The sequence below is a fragment of the Streptomyces sp. TLI_185 genome (genome assembly GCF_003814765.1).
Taxonomy (GTDB): domain Bacteria; phylum Actinomycetota; class Actinomycetes; order Streptomycetales; family Streptomycetaceae; genus Streptomyces.
In genome coordinates, this window is sequence record NZ_RKRB01000001.1 from 10,286,901 (window position 1) to 10,305,226 (window position 18,326).

13 protein-coding genes and 2 pseudogenes are annotated in these 18,326 nt (G+C 71.4%); 9 read left to right on the top strand and 6 right to left on the bottom strand.

The features are described from left to right. Positions 1-9: 9 nt before the first annotated feature. From EDD92_RS47370 to EDD92_RS47385, 4 genes are all read right to left on the bottom strand, one after another. Positions 10-1,767, bottom strand: coding sequence for a cellulase family glycosylhydrolase (locus tag EDD92_RS47370; RefSeq protein ID WP_123970034.1), 1,758 nt, complete (start codon positions 1,765-1,767; stop codon positions 10-12). A gap of 118 nt (positions 1,768-1,885) precedes the next feature. Further along, positions 1,886-3,397, bottom strand: coding sequence for a glycoside hydrolase family 43 protein (locus EDD92_RS47375; RefSeq protein WP_123970035.1), 1,512 nt, complete (start codon positions 3,395-3,397; stop codon positions 1,886-1,888). A gap of 51 nt (positions 3,398-3,448) precedes the next feature. Next, positions 3,449-5,590, bottom strand: a complete 2,142-nt coding sequence (locus EDD92_RS47380) for an alpha-galactosidase (protein ID WP_123970036.1) — start codon at positions 5,588-5,590, stop codon at positions 3,449-3,451. 73 nt (positions 5,591-5,663) lie between these two features. Next, a complete protein-coding gene (locus tag EDD92_RS47385; protein WP_123970037.1) occupies positions 5,664-7,649 on the bottom strand; it encodes a beta-galactosidase in 1,986 nt (661 codons plus the stop codon). Positions 7,650-8,206: 557 nt separating this feature from the next. Here EDD92_RS47385 and EDD92_RS47390 point away from each other — a divergent pair. The 5 genes and pseudogenes from EDD92_RS47390 to EDD92_RS47410 form a co-directional block, all read left to right on the top strand. Beyond that, positions 8,207-8,656: pseudogene (locus tag EDD92_RS47390) on the top strand (glycoside hydrolase family 3 N-terminal domain-containing protein); the annotation flags it as partial. A 92-nt stretch (positions 8,657-8,748) separates the two neighbouring features. Beyond that, a complete protein-coding gene (locus EDD92_RS47395) occupies positions 8,749-9,894 on the top strand; it encodes a molybdopterin-dependent oxidoreductase (RefSeq protein ID WP_123970038.1) in 1,146 nt (381 codons plus the stop codon). Next, positions 9,891-10,295: a hypothetical protein gene (locus EDD92_RS47400; protein WP_123970039.1), complete on the top strand. Its 405-nt coding sequence runs from the start codon at positions 9,891-9,893 to the stop codon at positions 10,293-10,295. Before EDD92_RS47395 ends, EDD92_RS47400 begins: the two co-directional genes overlap by 4 nt. 124 nt (positions 10,296-10,419) lie before the next feature. Then, positions 10,420-11,013 (top strand): hypothetical protein, encoded by a 594-nt coding sequence (locus EDD92_RS47405; protein ID WP_260327241.1) that lies wholly within the window; start codon positions 10,420-10,422, stop codon positions 11,011-11,013. A 95-nt stretch (positions 11,014-11,108) separates the two neighbouring features. After that, a complete protein-coding gene (locus tag EDD92_RS47410; RefSeq protein ID WP_123970041.1) occupies positions 11,109-11,474 on the top strand; it encodes a hypothetical protein in 366 nt (121 codons plus the stop codon). Positions 11,475-11,905: 431 nt separating this feature from the next. Here the strand turns inward: EDD92_RS47410 and EDD92_RS47415 are convergent, their stop codons facing one another. Further along, a complete protein-coding gene (locus EDD92_RS47415) occupies positions 11,906-13,018 on the bottom strand; it encodes a sensor histidine kinase KdpD (protein WP_123970042.1) in 1,113 nt (370 codons plus the stop codon). Beyond that, a pseudogene (locus EDD92_RS47420) lies at positions 13,008-13,710 on the bottom strand (response regulator transcription factor). Before EDD92_RS47420 ends, EDD92_RS47415 begins: the two are co-directional and overlap by 11 nt. A 113-nt stretch (positions 13,711-13,823) precedes the next feature. On the opposite strand from EDD92_RS47420, the gene EDD92_RS47425 reads away from it, so the two are divergent. From EDD92_RS47425 to EDD92_RS47440, 4 genes are read left to right on the top strand one after another with little or no spacing between them, the layout of a single operon-like run. Beyond that, the gene (locus tag EDD92_RS47425) at positions 13,824-14,543 is read left to right on the top strand and encodes a glycosyltransferase family 2 protein (RefSeq protein ID WP_260327242.1); all 720 of its coding nucleotides are present in this window, start codon (positions 13,824-13,826) and stop codon (positions 14,541-14,543) included. A 17-nt stretch (positions 14,544-14,560) separates the two neighbouring features. Continuing rightward, a complete protein-coding gene (locus tag EDD92_RS47430) occupies positions 14,561-15,196 on the top strand; it encodes a DUF2064 domain-containing protein (RefSeq protein ID WP_123970044.1) in 636 nt (211 codons plus the stop codon). Beyond that, positions 15,193-16,056 carry a bifunctional 2-polyprenyl-6-hydroxyphenol methylase/3-demethylubiquinol 3-O-methyltransferase UbiG gene (locus EDD92_RS47435; protein ID WP_123970045.1) on the top strand — a complete coding sequence of 288 codons (864 nt, stop codon included), beginning with the start codon at positions 15,193-15,195 and terminating at the stop codon, positions 16,054-16,056. Before EDD92_RS47430 ends, EDD92_RS47435 begins: the two co-directional genes overlap by 4 nt. After that, a complete protein-coding gene (locus tag EDD92_RS47440; protein ID WP_123970046.1) occupies positions 16,053-17,528 on the top strand; it encodes a glycosyltransferase family 87 protein in 1,476 nt (491 codons plus the stop codon). The genes EDD92_RS47435 and EDD92_RS47440 overlap by 4 nt, the downstream gene beginning before the upstream one ends. The last annotated feature ends 798 nt before the right edge of the window (positions 17,529-18,326 follow it).

Consider the following 18,326-nt stretch of genomic DNA (forward strand, 5'->3'; position numbering starts at 1 on the left):
GGGGAAGGGTCAGGCGACGGTTCCGGTCACCGAGCCTGAGGTCTTCGTCACGTTGTACGTCACGGTGGCTCCGCTCCAGAAATGGAAGACGAGCGTCGCCTGGGTGTTGTCACGCAGTGAGTTGACGAACTTGGAGGTGAGGAGAAGACCGTTGCCCGGGTAGTCGGGAGAGAAGGCCTCGTTGAACTCCTGGTAGGGAGTCCAGTCGGTCGGGCCGGCGTTGCTGCCGTCGGCGTACGTGGCCTCCATGGTGGCCAGCTGGTCACCGCGGTACTGGGTGGGGATGGTGAGACCGCTGGTGTCACCGGTCGCGTCGGAGAGCACCGGCCTGTCGTACGTGGTCACGTGGATCTTCCAGGGCAGACCCCGGGAGAAACGAGCCTCGATCGTCGCGTTGACCCCGTAGGCGCGGTCGCCGGCGAGCCGGGTCAGCGCGGTGGCTGTGAGCGTGAGCTGGTTGCCGGAGACGGTGTAGTCCCGGCCCTGGACGAGCTTCTTGCCGTCGTGCCACACGCCACGGAAAGTGGTGCCATTCGGGTTCAGGGTGAGTGTCCTGGCGGTGATGGCGCTCGACTTCTCCAGGAAGATCCGGTCCGAGGAGGTGGTGCCCGAGCGGGTGGTCCAGCTCGACTTGATCAGGTTGATCAGCTCGGGGTCACGCCACTGCAGCGTGGAGCGGTTCAGGAAGTTGTAGGCGTCCCACAGGGCCGTGGTCACCCCGGAGATGCGGGCCTCGTATCCGAACATCTCGAAGTACTTCAGTGCCTCGCCACGTTCGACACGCGGCGCGGGTTGGAAGTGGTCGGGGTACGACAACAGGCCGTACTCACCCAGGTAGACGGGGATTCCCTTGGAGACGAGGGTGTCGCGGAGCCGGGCGAAGTTGTCGGTCAGGTCCTTCTGCGCCGTGGCGTCGAACTGGGTGCCGCCGGCGATGTTCACGCTGAACGGGTACCAGCTGTAGTAGTGCACGGTGGCCACGAGGTTGGGGTCGTTCAGCGACTTCATGCCGCTCACGAGGGCGTCCAGGAAGACCTGGCCGGAATTGGTGTGCAGGCTGGGCAGGACGAGCAGACGGGTCGCATTGTTGCCGCCGGACTGGCGCACCACGCTGTGGAACGCGGTGTTCAGTTCGTCGTTGTACTGGATGCCCTGGGCGTCGGTGGTGTTGTTGAACTGCGGCTCGTTGTTGCTCTCGAAGAGCAGGCTGCTCGGGGAGTCCCTGAACGTGGCGGCGATCTGCGTCCAGGAGGCCTTGAAACGGGCCAGGACGCCGTCATGGTCGGTGGGCATGTCGGCGATCCACTGCCACGAGTCGTGATGGACGTTGATCACGACGTAGAGACCGTCGGACAGGGCCCAGTCGACCACCTGCTTGACGCGGGTCATCCATCTCGCGTCGATCGTGTAGGGAGCGGTCGAGGACTGGTGGTCGGTCCACGTCACCGGGATCCGGACGCTGCGGAAGCCCTGGGCCTTGATGGTGTCGAACAGGGCTTTGGTGACCGGTGGGTTGCCCCAGGACGTCTCGTCGGGGATGGCGTCCAGGGTGTTGCCGAGGTTCCAGCTGGGCTGCATCGCGGCCACCGTGCCCATCGGACTGAGCGCGATGTTCTTCGTCGCCGCGGACGCGCCCTTTTTGTGGGACGGTACGGCGAACGCGGTGGTGCTGGTCAGCCCGATCGCGGCGACCAGCGCCAGCAGCAGACCGAGCACCCGGCCCGGGCCGCCTCTGCGCCGGTCGGTGGGGTGGTGCGTTCCCTTCATCTCTGACCTCTCTCTGTTGGCCGAGCGGGTTCCGCCCGTGGGGGATGGAGCGGCAGGCAGCAAGAGGGGGCGGGGCGTCTTCGGAAGCCGACGTGGTGCCTTGGCTCGCCGCGCCGGTTCAGAGGCCGAGCGGCTCGTAGTCGAACCAGTCGAAGTGCACGGTGCCGGCCGCTGCGTACAGGCCGATGACCCGTCCGGTGAAGCCGCCTGCCACCTCGGTCGACAGGTAGCGGCCGTCGAGTGCGCCGAGCACGGTGAACGTGCCGTCCGTCTCCTCGATGCTGAGCGTGACGGTGTCGGGCCCGGTGCGGGCGTCCCGCGGTGGGGTGCCGGAGATCCGGACGCCGAGGACCACGGACCCGGCGGGCACGGACCGGGACCCCATGACGGTGCGCAGCGGGCCGATGCGGCACAGCACCCGCACCTCCCCGTCCGACGCCTCGATCTCGTAGTGGTGTTCCTCGTCCAGCCGAACGGCGAGGCCGCCGCGCCCTCCCGCCGGATCGATGCATGTACGCACCCGGCATGCCAGATGCTGCTGGCGGCGGCCGGCGAAGACGACGTCCGGCTCGTCCAGCGAGGCGCCGCGGGCGCGCAGCGTCAGCCAGCCGGCCCGCTCCTTGGTGGTGCAGTGCTCCTCCGGACGGTCGCGCACGGAGATCCACTGCGGCCGCAACTCGCTGAGGTCGAAGTCGTCCCGGCGGGCCTCGGCGGGGCCGGGGACGAGCGGCCAGGCGGGCGCGGGCAGTTCGGGCGACACCTCGCCGACGACGGGCCAGCCGTCCACCCACTCCACGGGCGCCAGGAAGGTCTCGCGGCCCAGCACGTACCAGCCGGGCGTGCCACCCCGCGGCCGGACGCCCAGCAGCACCATCCACCACGAACCGTCGGGCCCCTGGACCAGGTCCGCGTGACCGGTGTTCTGGATCGGGCGATGAGTGCCGCGGTGGGTGAGGACCGGGTTGGCCGGGCACGCCTCGAACGGGCCGGTGGGCGTGCGCCCGCGGGCGATCGAGACGGCGTGGCCGCGCTCGGTGCCGCCCTCGGCGATGAGCAGGTACCAGTAGGCGCCGATGTGGTACAGATGCGGCGCCTCCGGTGCCTGGGTGCCGGGGGTGCCGGCCCACACCTGGTGCGCAGGTCCGAACGTCTCGCCGGTGTACGGGTCGATACGGACCTGCGCGCCCCCGGCGACCGTGCACCAGCAGGTGCCGTCCTCGTCCCAGGCGAGATCCGGGTCGATGCCCTTCACCTCTGGCAGTCGTACCGGGTCGGACCAGGGCCCGGCCGGGTCGGTGGCGGTGAACAGCATGTTGCCCTCGCCCTCGGCCACGTTGGTGACGATCAGCCAGAAACGTCCGTCGTGGTGGCGCAGGGTGGGAGCGTAGATCCCGCCGGAGGACGGCATGGCGGCCGGCAGGCGCAGTTGGGCCGGCCGGTCCAGGGCGTTGCCGATCTGCGTCCAGTGCACCAGGTCCCGGCTGTGGAAGACGGGGATGCCGGGGAAGTACTCGAAGCTGGAGCAGACGAGGTAGTAGTCGTCTCCGACCCGGCAGACGCTGGGGTCGGGGTGGAATCCGGGGATCACGGGGTTGGTCATGGTGGCGTCCGCCCGCTGTATTTCTGACATGGGGCCAAGTCCCTTTCCTTCAGCGGGTCGTTGTCATGTGGCACCGGCGGTTCAGGGCGCGTCCGGCACCGTGTGGGTGAGGCGGAGCAGCACGGCGGACGGAGCTGTGGGCAGCGTCAGCGTGAGGTCGGCGGCATCGGGGTTCCAGGCGGCTTCGGCCTGGCTCGCGGTGGGGTAGAGGACGTCGACGCGTGCGGCGGAGCCGCGGAGGTGAAGGAGGGGAAGGCTCGTGGTGGACGCGCCTCCGGGGCGGCGCCACACGGTGAGGTAGGTGGTGGCCGGGGTGCGCAGGGCCAGGGCGAGCCACGGGTCGTCCCAGGCCGGCAGGCCGAGCGGCCACGCGGGGACGGCCTGAGGCAGGTCGGCACGGATGGCCTTGTACACGGCCACGGCCTCGTGAACCAGGGCCCGGGCCTCGGGCCGCAGGTCCGGGAGCAGGCCGGACAGGTGGATGCGGCCGAGGAGTGCGCTCGCCATGGTGAAGGCGACCTCGTCGAGGGAGTCCTCCGGCAGCGGGTAGGCCCAGACGGCGCCCTGCTCGGGGGTGACGGCGGTGGGCGCGGAGGCGGCGATCGGTGCGTACAGCTGGAGGTTCTGCTGGTCACTGGTGGACTGCAGTTGCAGCCGCGACAGCAGTGCGTAGTCCCAGCGCATGCCTCCGGAGGAGCAGTTCTCCACCACGAGGTGCGGGTAGCGGTCCAGGATGCCGTCGAGCCAGTCCAGTTGGGCGCGGTTGTGGCCGAGCAGTCCGGCGGCCGGGGTCTCGCCGGGGTGGGCGCTGGTGCCGGAGCCGGGGTCGATGTTGTGGTCGAGCTTGAGGTAGCCGACGCCCCACTCGCCGACCAGTCGGTCCACGACCTGGTCCAGGTGGGCGCGGGCGGCTGGATGACGCAGGTCCAGGTGGTGGCGGCCGGTTTCGGTGACGCGGACGCCGTCGCGGCGGAAGAAGGCCTCGTCCGGCAGGGCCTTGGCCATGGGGCTGCGTACGCCGATCACCTCCGGCTCCAGCCACAGGCCGGGCACCATGCCGCGCTCGCGGATGCGGTCCAGCACCTCGTGGATCCCGCGCTCCCCGGGGAATCGGGAGGCGGCCGGCTCCCAGGCGCCGACGCTGTCCCACCAGCCGCCGTTCTCGTCGTCGTACCAGCCGGCGTCGATGACGAAGTACTCCGCGCCCGCCTCGGCCGCCGCGTCGATCAGCGGCAGCAGTTTCTCCGTGGTGGGGTCGCCCATCAGGCAGTTCATGTAGTCGTTGAAGATGACGGGGAGGCGCCGGTGGTCGGAGTGCGGGCGGCGGGCCGTGCGGCGGTAACGGGTCAGCGCGGCGAACGCGTCGTCCGGGCCGCCGTCGGCGCTGAAGGCGAGGGCGACGGGTACGGTGTGGAACTCGCTGCCGGGCTCCAGGGGATGGCGCCATCCGTGGTGGGTGTCGGTGGGGCCGAACAGGGCCAGGTAGGCGAGCTGGTCGCGTTCACCGCACTCCCAGTGCCAGCCGCCGCCGTTGTGCTCGATCTGCCACAGCCAGGTGCGGCCCGAGTGACGGTTGGTGAGGCCGCCCATGGGCAGGCGGCCGCAACTGGACCACACGCCCCGGCCGGTCTGCGTGAACTCGCCCTTGCCGTTGTCGTAGACGACGACGCGGTCGCTCAGCACCGGCGAGGTCACTCGCATCGGCCGGCGCTGCCAGCGGCATTCGGCGACCCAGTCGTTCTCCGCCCACAGCAGATCCGCGCCCCCGATGGCCTCCGGGCCGTCCGCGAGGCACCCCACGACCAGGGACGAGACCGATTCCAGGTACAGCGCGGCCTCCCCGCCGTTGCGCAGGACCACCTCGCTGCGCAGTAGGGGCACCCCGTCCGGCGAGCGGTAGGTCACCTCCGCGACGAGCCCGGTTTCAGGGTCGCGGAGTTCGACGGTCAGCACGTGCCAGTCACCGTCGCGGGACACGCGGTGCGCGTGGTGGCGCAGCCGTCCGCCGACGTACGAGTCGATGAGACGCCCGCCCGACCAGGCGCGGCCGTGCCCCGCGGCCGTCACCTCCAGCAGGGGCAGCGGAGGCCAGGAGCGCCGCTCGGGGGGTGCCCCGCCGGGGAGGCCGATGCGGGTGAGGCGGGCGGTGCCGTCCTCGCCGACGTCGATCTCGACCTCCAGGGCCGCGTGGCCCCAACGGAGAGTCTGCGGTGCGCCGGTCATGATGGCCTTTCTGGTAGGGGTCAGAACGCGCGGGGGCGGGCCCCGACGGTGAGGGAGGGACTCGGGCGGGCAGTCAGGACGTACGGAGCACCGCGCAGCCGCCGGGCGGCAGTTCGGACAATGTGCTGCCCGTGAGCAGGTCGTGGCCGCGCTCGGGCAGGGGCACGGGCTCGGGGTGGTGGTTGATCAGGACGCGCCAGCGACGGCCGTCCGGGGCGCGTCGGACGACGGCCTCGACCTGAGCGGGCAGGCCCGGCACCTCGGGACCCACCCCTGCCTCGTCGAGCAGCCGGGCGACCAGGGCGGCGTAGCCGGCGTCGTCCAGGCGGGTGGAGAGGTACCAGCCCTTTCCGGTGCCGAAGCGGTGACGGGTCAGCGCCGGGCTGCTGGCGAGGATGCCCTCGGCGTAGGCGGCGAGCGTTTCCGCACCTTCGGCGCGAAGCGACTCGCTCCAGACGGTGCCGTGCGATCCGTCCGACAGGGCGATCCGCTCGTCCCGCCGCAGCGGCCGGTACTCCTCGACACGGATGCCCAGCGCCTCGCGCAGCGGCTCGGCGGGGTAGCCGCCGAGGCGGGCGTGCATGCGGTCGTCGGCGTATCCGCTCGCGTGCTGGACGAGGAGGGTTCCGCTGTCGGCGACGTAACGGCGCAGGTTCTCGGCCGCCCCGTCGGACAGGAGGAACAGGGCCGGTGCGATGACGAGCGGGAAGCGGCTCAAGTCGTGCTCGGGGTGCGCGAAGTCGACGGTGACGCCGGCGTCCCACAGTGCCCGGTGCGCCCGGCCGAGTGCCGCGTGGTAGTCGAGGTCCGCCGAGGGCAGGCCGTCCACGCCGAGCGCCCACCAGGCGTCCGCGTCGTGCAGGACCGCCACCGAAGCGGTGACCGTCGATCCCGCCAGCTCGCCGAGCCGGGCGACCGCCTCGCCGACCTGCGCGACCTCACGGAAGATGCGGCTGTCGGGGCCCGCGTGCGGGACCATCGCCGAGTGCCACGTTTCGGCGCCGGCCCGGGACTGCCGCCACTGGAAGAAGAGGGCGCCCTCCGAACCGCGGGCGATGTGGCCGAGGGTGTGGCGCAGGATGTCCCCGGGGTCCTTGGCCAGGACCCGGTCGCGGTCGTAGACGGTACTGGTGCCCTGTTCCATCAGCAGCCAGGGGTGGCCGCCGGCCAGGGAGCGGGTGCGGTCGGCGTGGAAGGCGGCGTCGGCGGCGGCGTCCAGGCCGGGAGCGCTCGGGTACTGGTCGGAGCTGACCAGGTCGAGTTCGCGGGCGAAGGCCCACAGGTCCACGTTCTGGTAGGCGGGGAGCATCAGGTTGGTCGTCACCGGCCGGTCGCTGTGCGCGCGGATCGCGTCGCGTTGCTCGCGGTAGGCGGCGATGATCTCGTCGGACCAGAACCGGTGGAAGTCCAGTGCCTGGCCGGGGTTCTTGTGCCACTGCGTCGCCCGTGGCGGCAGTACCTGCTCCCAGGAGGTGTAGCGCTGGCTCCAGAAGGCTGTGCCCCAGGCTTCGTTGAGGGCGTCCAGCGAGCCGTGGCGCGTGCGCAGCCACACCCGGAAGGCGGCGGCGGTGTGGTCGCAGTAGCAGAGCGTGCCGTACTCGTTGTGGACGTGCCACAGGGCGACGGCGGGGTGCTCTCCGTAGCGTTCGGCCAGGGCGGAGGCGATCCGGCGGGCCGCGCTGCGGTAGGCGGGCGCGGTGAGGCAGTAGGTGTCGCGGCTGCCGTGCGTGAGGCGGGTGCCGTCCGGGGTGACCGGCAGCGCGTCGGGGTGGGCCAGGGTGAACCAGGGCGGCGGGGAGGCCGTCGGGGTGGCGAGGTCTACGGCCACGCCGTTCGCGTGCAGGCGGTCGATGTGGGCGTCGAGCCAGGCGAAGTCGTAGCGGCCCTCGTCCGGTTCCAGCAGGGCCCAGGAGAAGACGCCCACGGTGGCCAGGTTGACCCTGGCCCGGCGCATCAGCGCGTCGTCCTCCTTCCACACCGGCTCGTCCCACTGCTCGGGGTTGTAGTCGCCGCCGAAGGCGAGGCCGCCCAGGCGGTCGGTCAGGCTGCGGGTGGTCATGACTGGTCCTCGGGAAGAAGGGACTCGGCAACTGCTGGGCGACTGCTCTGGCATACCGTCAGAGCGTCCCTCCTGACGGTGGTGAGGAAGCGGCTCCGCTCCAGCGGCGGGGAATGGGCGGGTGGAGCCGCTCCCGGTCACAGGGCGCGCAGACGGGCGGCCGGTTCACCCCTTGATCGCGCCCGATGGCACACCGGTGCGGAAGTGCTTCTGCCCGAACGGCCAGATGATCAGCAGCGGTACGAGCGTCAGAACGACCACCGCCCTCTGCAGGGACAGCGGAGCCGTCTGTGCGTGCGCGAAGCCGAAGCCGGAGTCGACCCTGCTTTGCCGACGAAGCTTCCGCGGTTCAGCTCGTTACTCAAGGCGGCGGCCCTTCCCTCCGGATCGTCGAAGCGCTTCACCTGGCCGGGAACGTTAATGACCCGTTTCTTGCGAGACAAGAGGGCAGGCATCAAGAAAATTCCTTTGGCCCAGGTCGTTGACAGCCTGTCGCTGCGGTGCAAGCGTCGAAGCGCTTCGATGGCCCGCAACCAGCCTGCTTAGGGGTCTTCCTCGTGGGTTCTTCGTCCCTGCCCGCCGCCCGGCTTCCGTTCCGCGACTCGGTGCTGCCGATCGACAAGCGCGTCGACGACCTGCTCGGGCGGCTCACGCTCGACGAGCGGATCGCGCTGCTGCGCCAGTACGCACCGGCCGTCGAGCGCCTCGGCATCGCCTCGTTCCGCACCGGCACGGAGGCGCTGCACGGCGTTTCCTGGCTCGGCGAGGCGACGGTCTTCCCACAGGCCGTGGGACTCGGCGCGACCTGGGACGAGGACCTGATCCACCAGGTCGCCGAGGCCGTCTCCATCGAGCTGCGCGCCTTCCACTACCACCGCCCGAGGGCGAACGGCATCGGTACCAACAGCCTCCAGGCGTGGGCCCCCGTGGTGAACCTGCTGCGCGACCCGCGCTGGGGCCGCAACGAGGAGGGCTACTCCGAGGACCCGGTACACACGGCACGGCTGGGTCGGCCTACTGCGCGGGCCTGCTTGTCACGACGCAGCGTCCCTGTTCCGTAAGAGTTCAATTGTTCCGATGCGGCCGGGCACCCGTTGGGATGGAGGGCATGAAACTGCGTGTCTCTCCGCCGGTGTTCAAGGGCAGGTTGCATGATGCCCGCACGGCGACCTCGATCGGCCGCTGGCTGGGGCCGGCATTCGCCGTGTGCTTCGTCACCGGTCTGATCAGCCACTTCATGCAGCATCCGCCGGGATGGCTTGTCAACGACATCCCGAGCCGCCCTGTCTGGGGGTATCGGCTGACCCAGGGCCTGCACGTCGCCTCCGGCATCGCGGCGATCCCGTTGCTGCTGGCGAAGCTGTGGACGGTGTATCCGCGGCTGTTCGAGTGGCCGCCGTTGCGGTCGGTCAAGCACGCCGTGGAGCGGCTGTCGGTCGCGGTGCTGGTGGCCGGCGCCGTCTTCGAGCTGGCGACCGGGCTGCTCAACACGGCCCAGTGGTACCCGTGGCCGTTCTCGTTCGTGCCCGTGCACTATGCCGTGGGGTGGCTGGTCGTCGGGGCGCTGGTGCTGCACATCGCGGTCAAAGCGCCAGAGATCAGGGCCCATTGGACTCGCCGCTCGCCCGGGACGCTCGCCCTGCCCGCGCAGGACGGCCCCGACCGGCGGTCACTGCTGGCCGCGCTGGGGGCGGCCGTCGGGGCCGTCACGCTCACCACCGTGGGTCAGTCGTTCACCCCGTTGAAGGACTTCCTCCTGTTTGCGCCCCGGCACCCGGACCATGGCCCGCAGGCGCTGCCGGTCAACCGGACCGCCGCTGCCGCCGGGGTCGGTCGGATCGCCGCCGAGGAGTACCGCCTGGTGGTCGCCGGCCCGCGGCCGTACACCGTGACCCTGGGTGAACTGCGCGCGCTGCCGCAGCACGAGGTCGAGCTGCCGATCGCGTGTGTGGAGGGCTGGAGCAAGTCGGCGCGCTGGACCGGCGTACGCGTAGTGGACCTACTGGAGCGGGCGGGCGCGCCTGCGCATGCACGCGTGCGGGTGGTGTCGCTGCAACTACGCGGCGGTTACCGGGTGTCCGAGATGGGGCACGAACACGCCCGCGATCCGCTGACCCTGCTGGCCCTGCGCCTGAACGGCGAGGAACTTGACCCCGACCACGGTTACCCGGCACGGCTCATCGCCCCCAACCGGCCGGGTGTCCTGCAGACCAAGTGGGTCGGACGACTGGAGGTGCTGGCATGAAGGCACTTCGCGTGACGGCGGGCGCGGTCGGCGTGACGCTCATGGGCGTCGGAGCGTTCCTGCTCATGGATGTCCGCGATTTGTCGGATGTGCTGGTGTGGCTGGGTGGGGCGGTCGTCCTGCACGATGCGGTGATCGCCCCAGTGGTGCTGTTGGCCGGGCTGCTGCTGGTGCGTGGTGGTGTGCGGGGGCCGGTCCGGGGGGCCTTGCTGGTCGTGGGCGCGTTGACGATGGTGGCACTGCCCGTGCTCCTGCGGCCGGGGAAGACGGCCAACTCGTCGGTGCTGCCGCTGGACTATCCGCGCAACTGGCTGATCGCCGTGGTGGCCGTGGCCACGGGGGCGGCTCTCTGGCTGGCCGTGCGGGGATTCGGGCGCGGTCGCCGGCGGCCCGATGGGTGACTTCCTGTGTCCGGTCGGCGGATGGGCCGCCTTACGGGTGTCTTACGCGTTGCGGGCGGGCGCGGTGGAGCATCGGGCGGCGGCCTAGCGTGACCGGATGCGATCCTTCCGTACTCTTCGCGTGATGGCTTTGGTGACTGCTGCTCCGCTGTTGCTGGCCGCTGCCGGGCTGGTGCATCCTCGGCATCTGACGGCGGCGACGGCAGGCCACTGGGCCGGGCTGCACATCGTTCTGCTGCCTGTCTTCCCCCTCCTTGTCCTTGGCCTGGTGGTCCCCTTGTGGGGCAGGCCCAGCCGTGACGTCGACGGGGCCTTGACAGTGCTGTCCTGGGTCGGATGCCTGTGTTTCGCCGCGTACTACTCCGGCCTCGACGCGGTGGCCGGCATCTCCGCCGGCACCGTCGTGGACCATGGCATTCACGGAGCGGCCGGACGACTTTTCGCCACCGGCGACGAGTTGGGCCGCACCGGTGTATACGGGCTGGCCGTGGCCTCGCTCGCCACCTGCGCGGTGCTTTGGCGGCGGCACGGTGTGCGGGTAGTGCCGGGTGCCGTGGTCCTGTTCGCCGCTTGCTGGTCGTTCGTCGACAGCCACATCTTCTGGCCCAAAGGCGTGTTCACCATGCTCGGCTTCGCTGTCGCGTTCGCCCTGCTGGCGGTGGCGGCATCCCGATCCGCCGACGGCGCACGGGAGCCAGGAACGGTTACGAGCCGCTGATGTCCCAGAGCCGAGCGGGTAGCCGCGCACTGCACGGCCCCGCTGATCCCCGATGGCGCGGACCGCCAGCAAAGCGACGTCCGGGAGGGTGGGCGGTGGCCGAGGCCCTGCGAGGCGTGGACGGGGTCTGCCGCCAGGAGGCGGTGGCCAGTCTCGGCCAGGACGTCGCCAATGCCCGGGAGTACGTGGGGTGCAACGACCTCGGCATGGCTGTGCTCCCGGCCAGGTATGGCCGAAGTCGGCGTGCCCGCCTGGGTGTTGGTGAGTTGGTGATCGTCCATGGCGAGGGGCGGTACGAGTGCTTGCGGCGTGGCGTCGTACGGCCCGGACCGCGTCGGGTGGCGGACCTGGAAGCGGGAGGATTCGAGCGGCCGTGCCCGCACGGCGGTGAGCCGTCGACCGCGGGCCCGGTGGAGGAGGACGTCCCGGCCGAGCCACGGCAACGTGTGCACGGACACTGAGGGGCCAGGAGCACCTGGGCGCCGTATGGGCGCGGGCGATCCGCGGAGGGGCGCCACTCTTCGCTTCCCCAACGTGTACGGCCGGGCATGCCGTGAGACACGCGTTCGCCCGCGGTGAGGCGCCGAGTGTCTTCGAGGACGGCGGGACAGCGGCGGGACATAGCAACCGCAGCGCCGGCCCGGGGCCTACGGCGGTCCGAAGTCTGTCGTCACGGCGGAGTACCGGCTGGCGCCGTCCGCCACATGATTGCCGCCTTGCGGCCGCTACGTGACGAGTTCGGCCGGAAGCCAGAAGTCACGTTTCCGGACGGGGCGACGGGGTTCGCAGGGGTGCGCACCTACGTGCGGGGTGAGTTCGTCGGGTTCGCGTGCGAAGGCGGCAGGACCGGACCGGCTTCATTCACCGAGCCGGTCCTGCTTCCGAGGCGTTCTCAGACCGCCGCGGGCAGGTGCACCTCGAACATGCAGCCGCCCGGCACGTTGCGTACCGCCGCGCGTCCCTGGTGGGCCTCCACGATGCCGCGCACGATGGCCAGTCCCAGCCCCGCGCCGGCCGGCGGGGTGCGGGCGTCGGTGCCGCGCCAGCCGGTGTCGAAGACGCGAGGTAGATCCTCCGGGGAGATTCCCCCGCAGCCGTCGGTCACCGACAGCACGACCCGGTCGGCCTCCCGGCGGGCCGAGACGGCGACCGTGCCGTCTGCGGGTGTGCGACGGATCGCGTTGACCAGCAGGTTCGCAAGGACGCGGGACATCTCGCGGCCGTCGACCTCCACCGGGACGGGTTCGACTCCGTCGCCTACGAGCCGCACGCCGTGCTCCCTTGCCAGGGCGTCGACGCCGGCGATGGCGTCACCCACGAGGTCGTAGACCGACATCCGGGCGGGCGACAGGGCGAGTACGCCGGCCTGGATGCGGGAGAGTTCGAACAGATCGCTGACCATGGCGCTCATGCGGCCGACCTCCGCCCGGATGCGGGTGTGGTAGACGCGGGGATCGTGGACCATGCCGTCCTCGAGGGCCTCGGTCATCGCCTGCAGGCCGGCCAGCGGGGTGCGCAGGTCGTGGGAGATCCAGGCGACCAGTTCGCGTCGTGACGCCTCCAGGGTGCGTTCGCGTTCCCGGGAGGCGGCGAGCTTGGCGCTGGTGGCGGCCAACTGCCGGCTCAGATGGGCGAGTTCGGCGGTGGGTGCGACGGCCGGCGGGGTGAAACTGCCGTCGTCCCCGAGGGCGCGGGTGGCCTCGGCCAGCTCCCGGCTGCCCTTCACGACGCTGCGGCCCAGGATGAGCGTCACGACGAGCGAGACGACCGCGGCCATGGCGCACACCATCGTCACCACCCACAGGTCGTGGTCGGACAGGAACATCGCCCAGGACACCAGCATGGTTCCGGCGAGCATCGCCGCCACCGTGACGGCGGCGACCACGGCCAGGGACAGGGCGACGGACCGGTTCCGCAGTGCCCGCAGGGCCATCGCTCCCACAAGTCCGGCGCTCGCGGCGCCGATCGCCGCGTACAACGCGATGAGGAGGGTGTCACCGACCATGGCCGACCTCGGCTTCCTCTGACTGGGGAGGGTCGAATCGGTAGCCGACGCCCCATACCGTGCTGATCAGGCGAGGTCGGGCCGGGTCGTCCTCGACCTTCTCGCGCAGCCGGCGCACGTGCACGGTGACGGTTGACAGGTCGCCGAATTCCCAGCCCCAGACCCGCTGCATCAACTGCTCCCTGGTCGTGGCGTGCCCAGGGTGCCGTATGAAGAACTCCAGCAGGTCGAACTCCCGTATGGTGAGGGCGAGTTCGCGGCCGTTGCGGGTGGCGCGCCGGGCAGTGGGATCCAGGGCGAGCGGGCCGGACCGAAGCCACGGCCGATCCGTCCCGGCCCGGCCGGCCAGCGGTGCACCGACCCGGCGAAGCGCCGACTCCACACGCAACACCAGTTCACGGGGGCTGAACGGTTTGGTGACGTAGTCGTCCGCGCCGACCTCCAGGCCCAGGACGCGGTCCTCCTCGTCACCGCGTGCGGTCAGCATGATCACCGGGAGCGGTCCGGCCGTTCGGATGCGGCGGCACACCTCCAGCCCGTCCATGCCGGGCAGCATCAGATCCAGCACCACCAGGTCGGGTGGCGACGGCGGTGGGGCCGTCGGCGGCCACGTCGACGCCCGCCCGCTGCAGATATCCGGCGACGACTTCGGAGACGGTCGGATCGTCGTCCACGACAAGTACGCGTTTCACCCGACCGAGTCTCACATCAGGATTCCACCGCGGGCGCAAGCAGCGGGTGACGTCAGCGATCTGTAAGGACGACGCATCCCTTATGTCTGTTTTATGTCCGTAGGGTGAGTGGGGTGATCGAGATACCCCCCTCTTCTGTGGACGTCGTGCTGCCCTGCCTCGATGAAGCCCGGACCCTGCCGTGGGTGTTGGAACGGGTTCCGCCCGGCTGGCGCGCGATCGTCGTCGACAACGGTTCCACCGACGGTTCCCCGGACATCGCCCGTGAGCTGGGTGCGTACGTGGTCCACGAGCCACGGCGCGGCTTCGGCGCCGCCTGCCACGCCGGCCTCACCGCCGCGACGGCCGATGTGGTCTGCTTCTGCGACTGCGACGCCTCCCTCGATCCCGGGCTGCTGCCGACCGTCGCCGGTCCCGTCCTCGACGGCACCGAGGATCTGGTTCTGGGCCGACGTCGGCCCACCGCCCCCAATGCCTGGCCGGTCCACGCGCGCCTGGCGAACCTGGAGTTGGCCCGTCTGATCCGGCGCCGCACCGGCCTGCGCCTGCGCGACCTGGGCCCGATGCGCGCAGCCCGCCGAGAGGCACTGATGGCCCTGGGCCTGACAGACCGTCGCTCGGGCTATCCGCTGCAGAAGGTGGTGCGGGCCGCCGACGCGGGCTGGCGGGTGACGGAGACCGACGTTCCCTACCACCCTCGTACGGGCCGCTCGAAGGTCACCGGCACATGGCGTGGCACCTGCCAGGCCGTGCGCGACATGCGGGCCGTCCTCGCCGAGCGCCCGGCTGCCGCTCCGGCCTTCGGTGCGAGCATCGCGGGAGGCGCCCGGTGAACGCTCGCCCCACGGCCATGAGTTCGGCGACCTTGCTGGTCATCGCGAAAGAGCCGGTGCCCGGGCGGGTCAAGACCCGCCTCACCCCGCCCTGCACCCCGCAGGAGGCGGCCGCCCTGGCCGAAGCCGCCCTGACCGACACGCTCCACACGATGCTCCAGGTCCCCGCCCGGCGCCGGATCCTCGTCCTCGACGGCACCCCCGGCCCATGGCTGCCGCCCGGCTACGAAGTGGTGCCCCAGGCGTCCGGCGGCCTCGACGAGCGCATCGCCGCCGCCTTCGTGCACTGCGACGACGGTCCGGCGCTGCTCGTCGGCATGGACACTCCGCAGCTCACCCCGGACCTGCTGGCCGATGTCGGCCGCGATGGGCACGACGCCTGGTTCGGCCCCGCCGCCGACGGCGGATTCTGGGCCCTGGGCTTCGCCGATCCGGACTGCGCGGGCACCCTTGTCCGAGGGGTCCCGATGTCCACCGGCCGCACCGGGGCGATCCAGCGCCGCAGGCTTCTCGAGGCGGGGCTGACCGTGCGTGACCTGCCGCTGCTGCGCGACGTGGACACGGCGGCCGACGCCGCCGCGGTGGGCGTGTGCTGCCCGAGCGGGTCCCGCTTCGCCGCCACCCTGGCCTCCTTCGCGGAGGCCGTCCGATGAGCGGCACGGCGCGCGGGATACTCACAGCCGTCGCCGGGCGGACCGAGCCGGCGGAGCGAACCGGGCCGGAGGAGAACCTCCTGCACGTCACGCTGCCTTCCCAGCCCCCAGCGCCCGTGCACCGCCCCGATCGGCTCCCACCCGTCGATCCTGGGGAGCCCTGGACGAACGACCCCTACGGCTGTGCCCTGCTCACCGGCCGCGGCCCGCTGTACCTGCGCCGCATGACACCACACGCCGAGGGGACGGCCGAGTTGCTGCCCCTGGACGTGGAGCGCTTCTGCGCCGCGCCCGATGCAGCCGACACCGGCGTGCTGCGCCGCTGCACCGGCCCCGTCCTGGACGTCGGCTGCGGACCTGGGCGCCTGGTGGCCGCCCTGGCCGTCCGGGGTGTGCCGGCGCTTGGAGTGGATGTCAGCCCGGCCGCCGTCTCCCTGACCCGCCGTCAGGGCGGAACCGCGCTGCAGCGGTCCGTCTTCGACCGGCTGCCCAGGGAAGGCCGCTGGGGCACGGTCTTGTTGATGGACGGCAACGTCGGTATCGGCGGCGACCCGACGGCTCTGTTCACCCGCCTGCGCGGACTTCTGCGCCCGGGTGGGTGCACGCTGGCGGAAGCAGCCCCGCAGGATGTGGACGAACGCCTCACCGTCCGCGTCGAGGACGCCCAAGGCCGCCACGGCCGCTCCTTTCCCTGGGCTCGCGTCGGCACCACCGCCCTGCTGAACGCCGCCGACGCCACCGGCTTGATCCTCACCGGCCGGTGGACGAGTGACGGCCGTCCTTTCGTGGAACTCCGCCGCCCCAACGCGGGAAGCGACGCCGCACATCCCCTGACCGAGGTAGGTCCGGCCTGCTCATGACCGACACCGCCGCCCCGCACCTTCAGAGCATCGAACGCTCCGCCGTACCCACGCCTCCGCGTCCCACCGCACAGCGCGCTCGCCTCCGAATCGCCCTGACCGCACTCCTTCTTGCAGCCCTCACCGCCGTGGTCGTCGACACCCTCAAGGCAGGCGACAACCACAGCGCCCCCGGCCGCCTTCTGGCCGGATACACCGTCGCCTGGACTCTGTTCGCCGCCGCCGTGTGGACCGTGCGCAAGGTCGCGGCCCGCGCTGCGACCGTCCTCGTCCTCATCGGCGCGGCCGCGGTCGCCCTGGCCGGGCTCACGGCGCAGCCACGCACCAGCAACGACATGTACCGCTACGCCTGGGACGGCCGCGTCCAGGCCGCCGGGATCTCCCCCTACGCCTACCCGCCCGCCGCACCCGAACTCGCCCGCCTGCGCGACCACTGGTTGTTCCCCACCCAGGAACCCTGCAAGGGGTGGGGGCTCACCCACACCGGCAGTGGCCTGTGCGTCCGTATCAACCGACCCACTGTCCCCACCATCTACCCACCTGTCGCCGAGGGCTGGTACCTCGCCGTTCATACGCTGTCCCCGCCCGGCAGCCGCCACAAGCCGCTCCAGGTCGGAGGTGCCCTCCTGGCCTTCGGTACGACCCTCGCCCTGCTCAGATTCCTGCGCCGCCGCGGTGACCCACAGCGGGCCCCGGCCCGGGCCGCGCTGTGGGGCTGGTGCCCGGCGGTCACCCTGGAAGCGGTCAACAACGCCCACATCGACACGCTCGGCGTCCTGTTCGTCGTGCTCGCGCTCGGCACCGCCACCGCAGGGACCCGCCGCGGCGTGCTGCTCGGCGCCGCGATCGCGGTCAAACTCCTGCCCGTCCTCGTCCTGCCCGGCGCACTGTCCGGGCAACGCGGCCCGTCCCGCCTCCTGCGCGTCATCGGGGCCGCCGTCACTGCCGTCGCGCTCGCCTACGTGCCCTACGTCGCTGCCTCCGGTGCGGGCGTGCTGGGCTATCTCCCTGGCTACCTCCACGAGGAGGGGTACGAACCCGGCCACGTACGCCGTTTCGCCCTGCTGCGACTGCTGCTGCCGGACGCCGCCGCAGGAGTGACCGCGGCCGTGCTGCTCGCACTGATCGGCCTGTACGTATGGTGGCGCGGGGACCCGGCCCGCCCCTGGCGCGGCGCACTGCTGCTCACCGGCACCGCCCTGCTCCTCTTCTCCCCGAGCTATCCCTGGTACTCCCTGCTCGTGGTCGCCCTCGTGGCCATGGACGGCCGCTGGGAGTGGCTGACCGTCACCCTCGCCGGCACCACCCTCTACCTCGCCGGCCGCCTCCTGCCTGGATTCCCCCTCCAGACATGGGCCTACGGCACCGCGGCCATCGTCATCGCTATCGGCGCTTGCCTGCGCTCCGGCCGGGCACGCCGAATCCAGCAGAACCACGGCATCAACCGGTCGCCGGGCGACGCGGCGAATTGACGGTGCGACGACGTCCGGATCGCCCTCAGCGCTTTCTGCGGTAGTGCAGGAGTTGCCTCCGCCGACACGAACACGGTCATCACCGGCGGAGACGGCTTCTCGTCATCCACGGTCACTGTCAACGCCCCTCGGCAGGGCCTGATCATCTCGAACTGACCGGTTCCAGCCCCATGGAGCGGATGAAGGACCGGTAGCGGACGATGTCCTCGGTGGCCAGGCTGTCGTCCGGGTACCGGATGCAGGCCAGGAACGCACCGTGGTGGTCGGAGCGGGAGCCACGCCATTGGCGGGCGCCTGCTCCTGACTGGGCGCGACGATGACCAGCTTGTCGCCGTGCTCGGCGAGGGCCTGGTCCGCGTTCTCGTCCCAAGCCAGCGCCACCGCCGGCCCGTTGAGGCCGATCGCGATGTACGGCGACTCTGGGCGTGGCCTGCGCGGTTTCCCCCTTGATACGGCCCATCAGCGGCTCCTTCTCCCTGGGGGGGGCAGGCAGGCGCGGACACAGGAGGGGTGCTGGCTCTCGCGTTCCCCGCTGCACGACGCCGGCCGCGCCTCCAGGTCACGGCCCCACGTGCGGCGGGAATCCGGGATGGCAGAGGGCCGGGCCAGCCCTGGTCGGTGGTGTGGTCGGGTTCGGGCAGCTTTGGCGGGAAGTTCCGGTCCAGGTGGACCGTACGGCCGGTTCGACAGTCATACGGCGTTCGACCCGTGCCTCGGACGAGCGGTCCGCCGCCCGACAAGGGTCAGCTTCCGTCCGACCGGCCAACGCCCTCAACCCGCGGAAGCGCCAGCCGACCG

Bases quoted from the DNA above. Each gene is read 5' to 3' on its own strand.
- EDD92_RS47370 (WP_123970034.1), bottom strand. From the start codon at position 1,767: ATGAAGGGAACGCACCACCCCACCGACCGGCGCAGAGGCGGCCCGGGC.
- EDD92_RS47375 (WP_123970035.1), bottom strand. From the start codon at position 3,397: ATGTCAGAAATACAGCGGGCGGACGCCACCATGACCAACCCCGTGATC.
- EDD92_RS47380 (WP_123970036.1), bottom strand. From the start codon at position 5,590: ATGACCGGCGCACCGCAGACTCTCCGTTGGGGCCACGCGGCCCTGGAG.
- EDD92_RS47385 (WP_123970037.1), bottom strand. From the start codon at position 7,649: ATGACCACCCGCAGCCTGACCGACCGCCTGGGCGGCCTCGCCTTCGGC.
- EDD92_RS47395 (WP_123970038.1), top strand. From the start codon at position 8,749: ATGGAGGGCATGAAACTGCGTGTCTCTCCGCCGGTGTTCAAGGGCAGG.
- EDD92_RS47400 (WP_123970039.1), top strand. From the start codon at position 9,891: ATGAAGGCACTTCGCGTGACGGCGGGCGCGGTCGGCGTGACGCTCATG.
- EDD92_RS47405 (WP_260327241.1), top strand. From the start codon at position 10,420: ATGGCTTTGGTGACTGCTGCTCCGCTGTTGCTGGCCGCTGCCGGGCTG.
- EDD92_RS47415 (WP_123970042.1), bottom strand. From the start codon at position 13,018: ATGGTCGGTGACACCCTCCTCATCGCGTTGTACGCGGCGATCGGCGCC.
- EDD92_RS47430 (WP_123970044.1), top strand. From the start codon at position 14,561: ATGAGTTCGGCGACCTTGCTGGTCATCGCGAAAGAGCCGGTGCCCGGG.
- EDD92_RS47435 (WP_123970045.1), top strand. From the start codon at position 15,193: ATGAGCGGCACGGCGCGCGGGATACTCACAGCCGTCGCCGGGCGGACC.
- EDD92_RS47440 (WP_123970046.1), top strand. From the start codon at position 16,053: ATGACCGACACCGCCGCCCCGCACCTTCAGAGCATCGAACGCTCCGCC.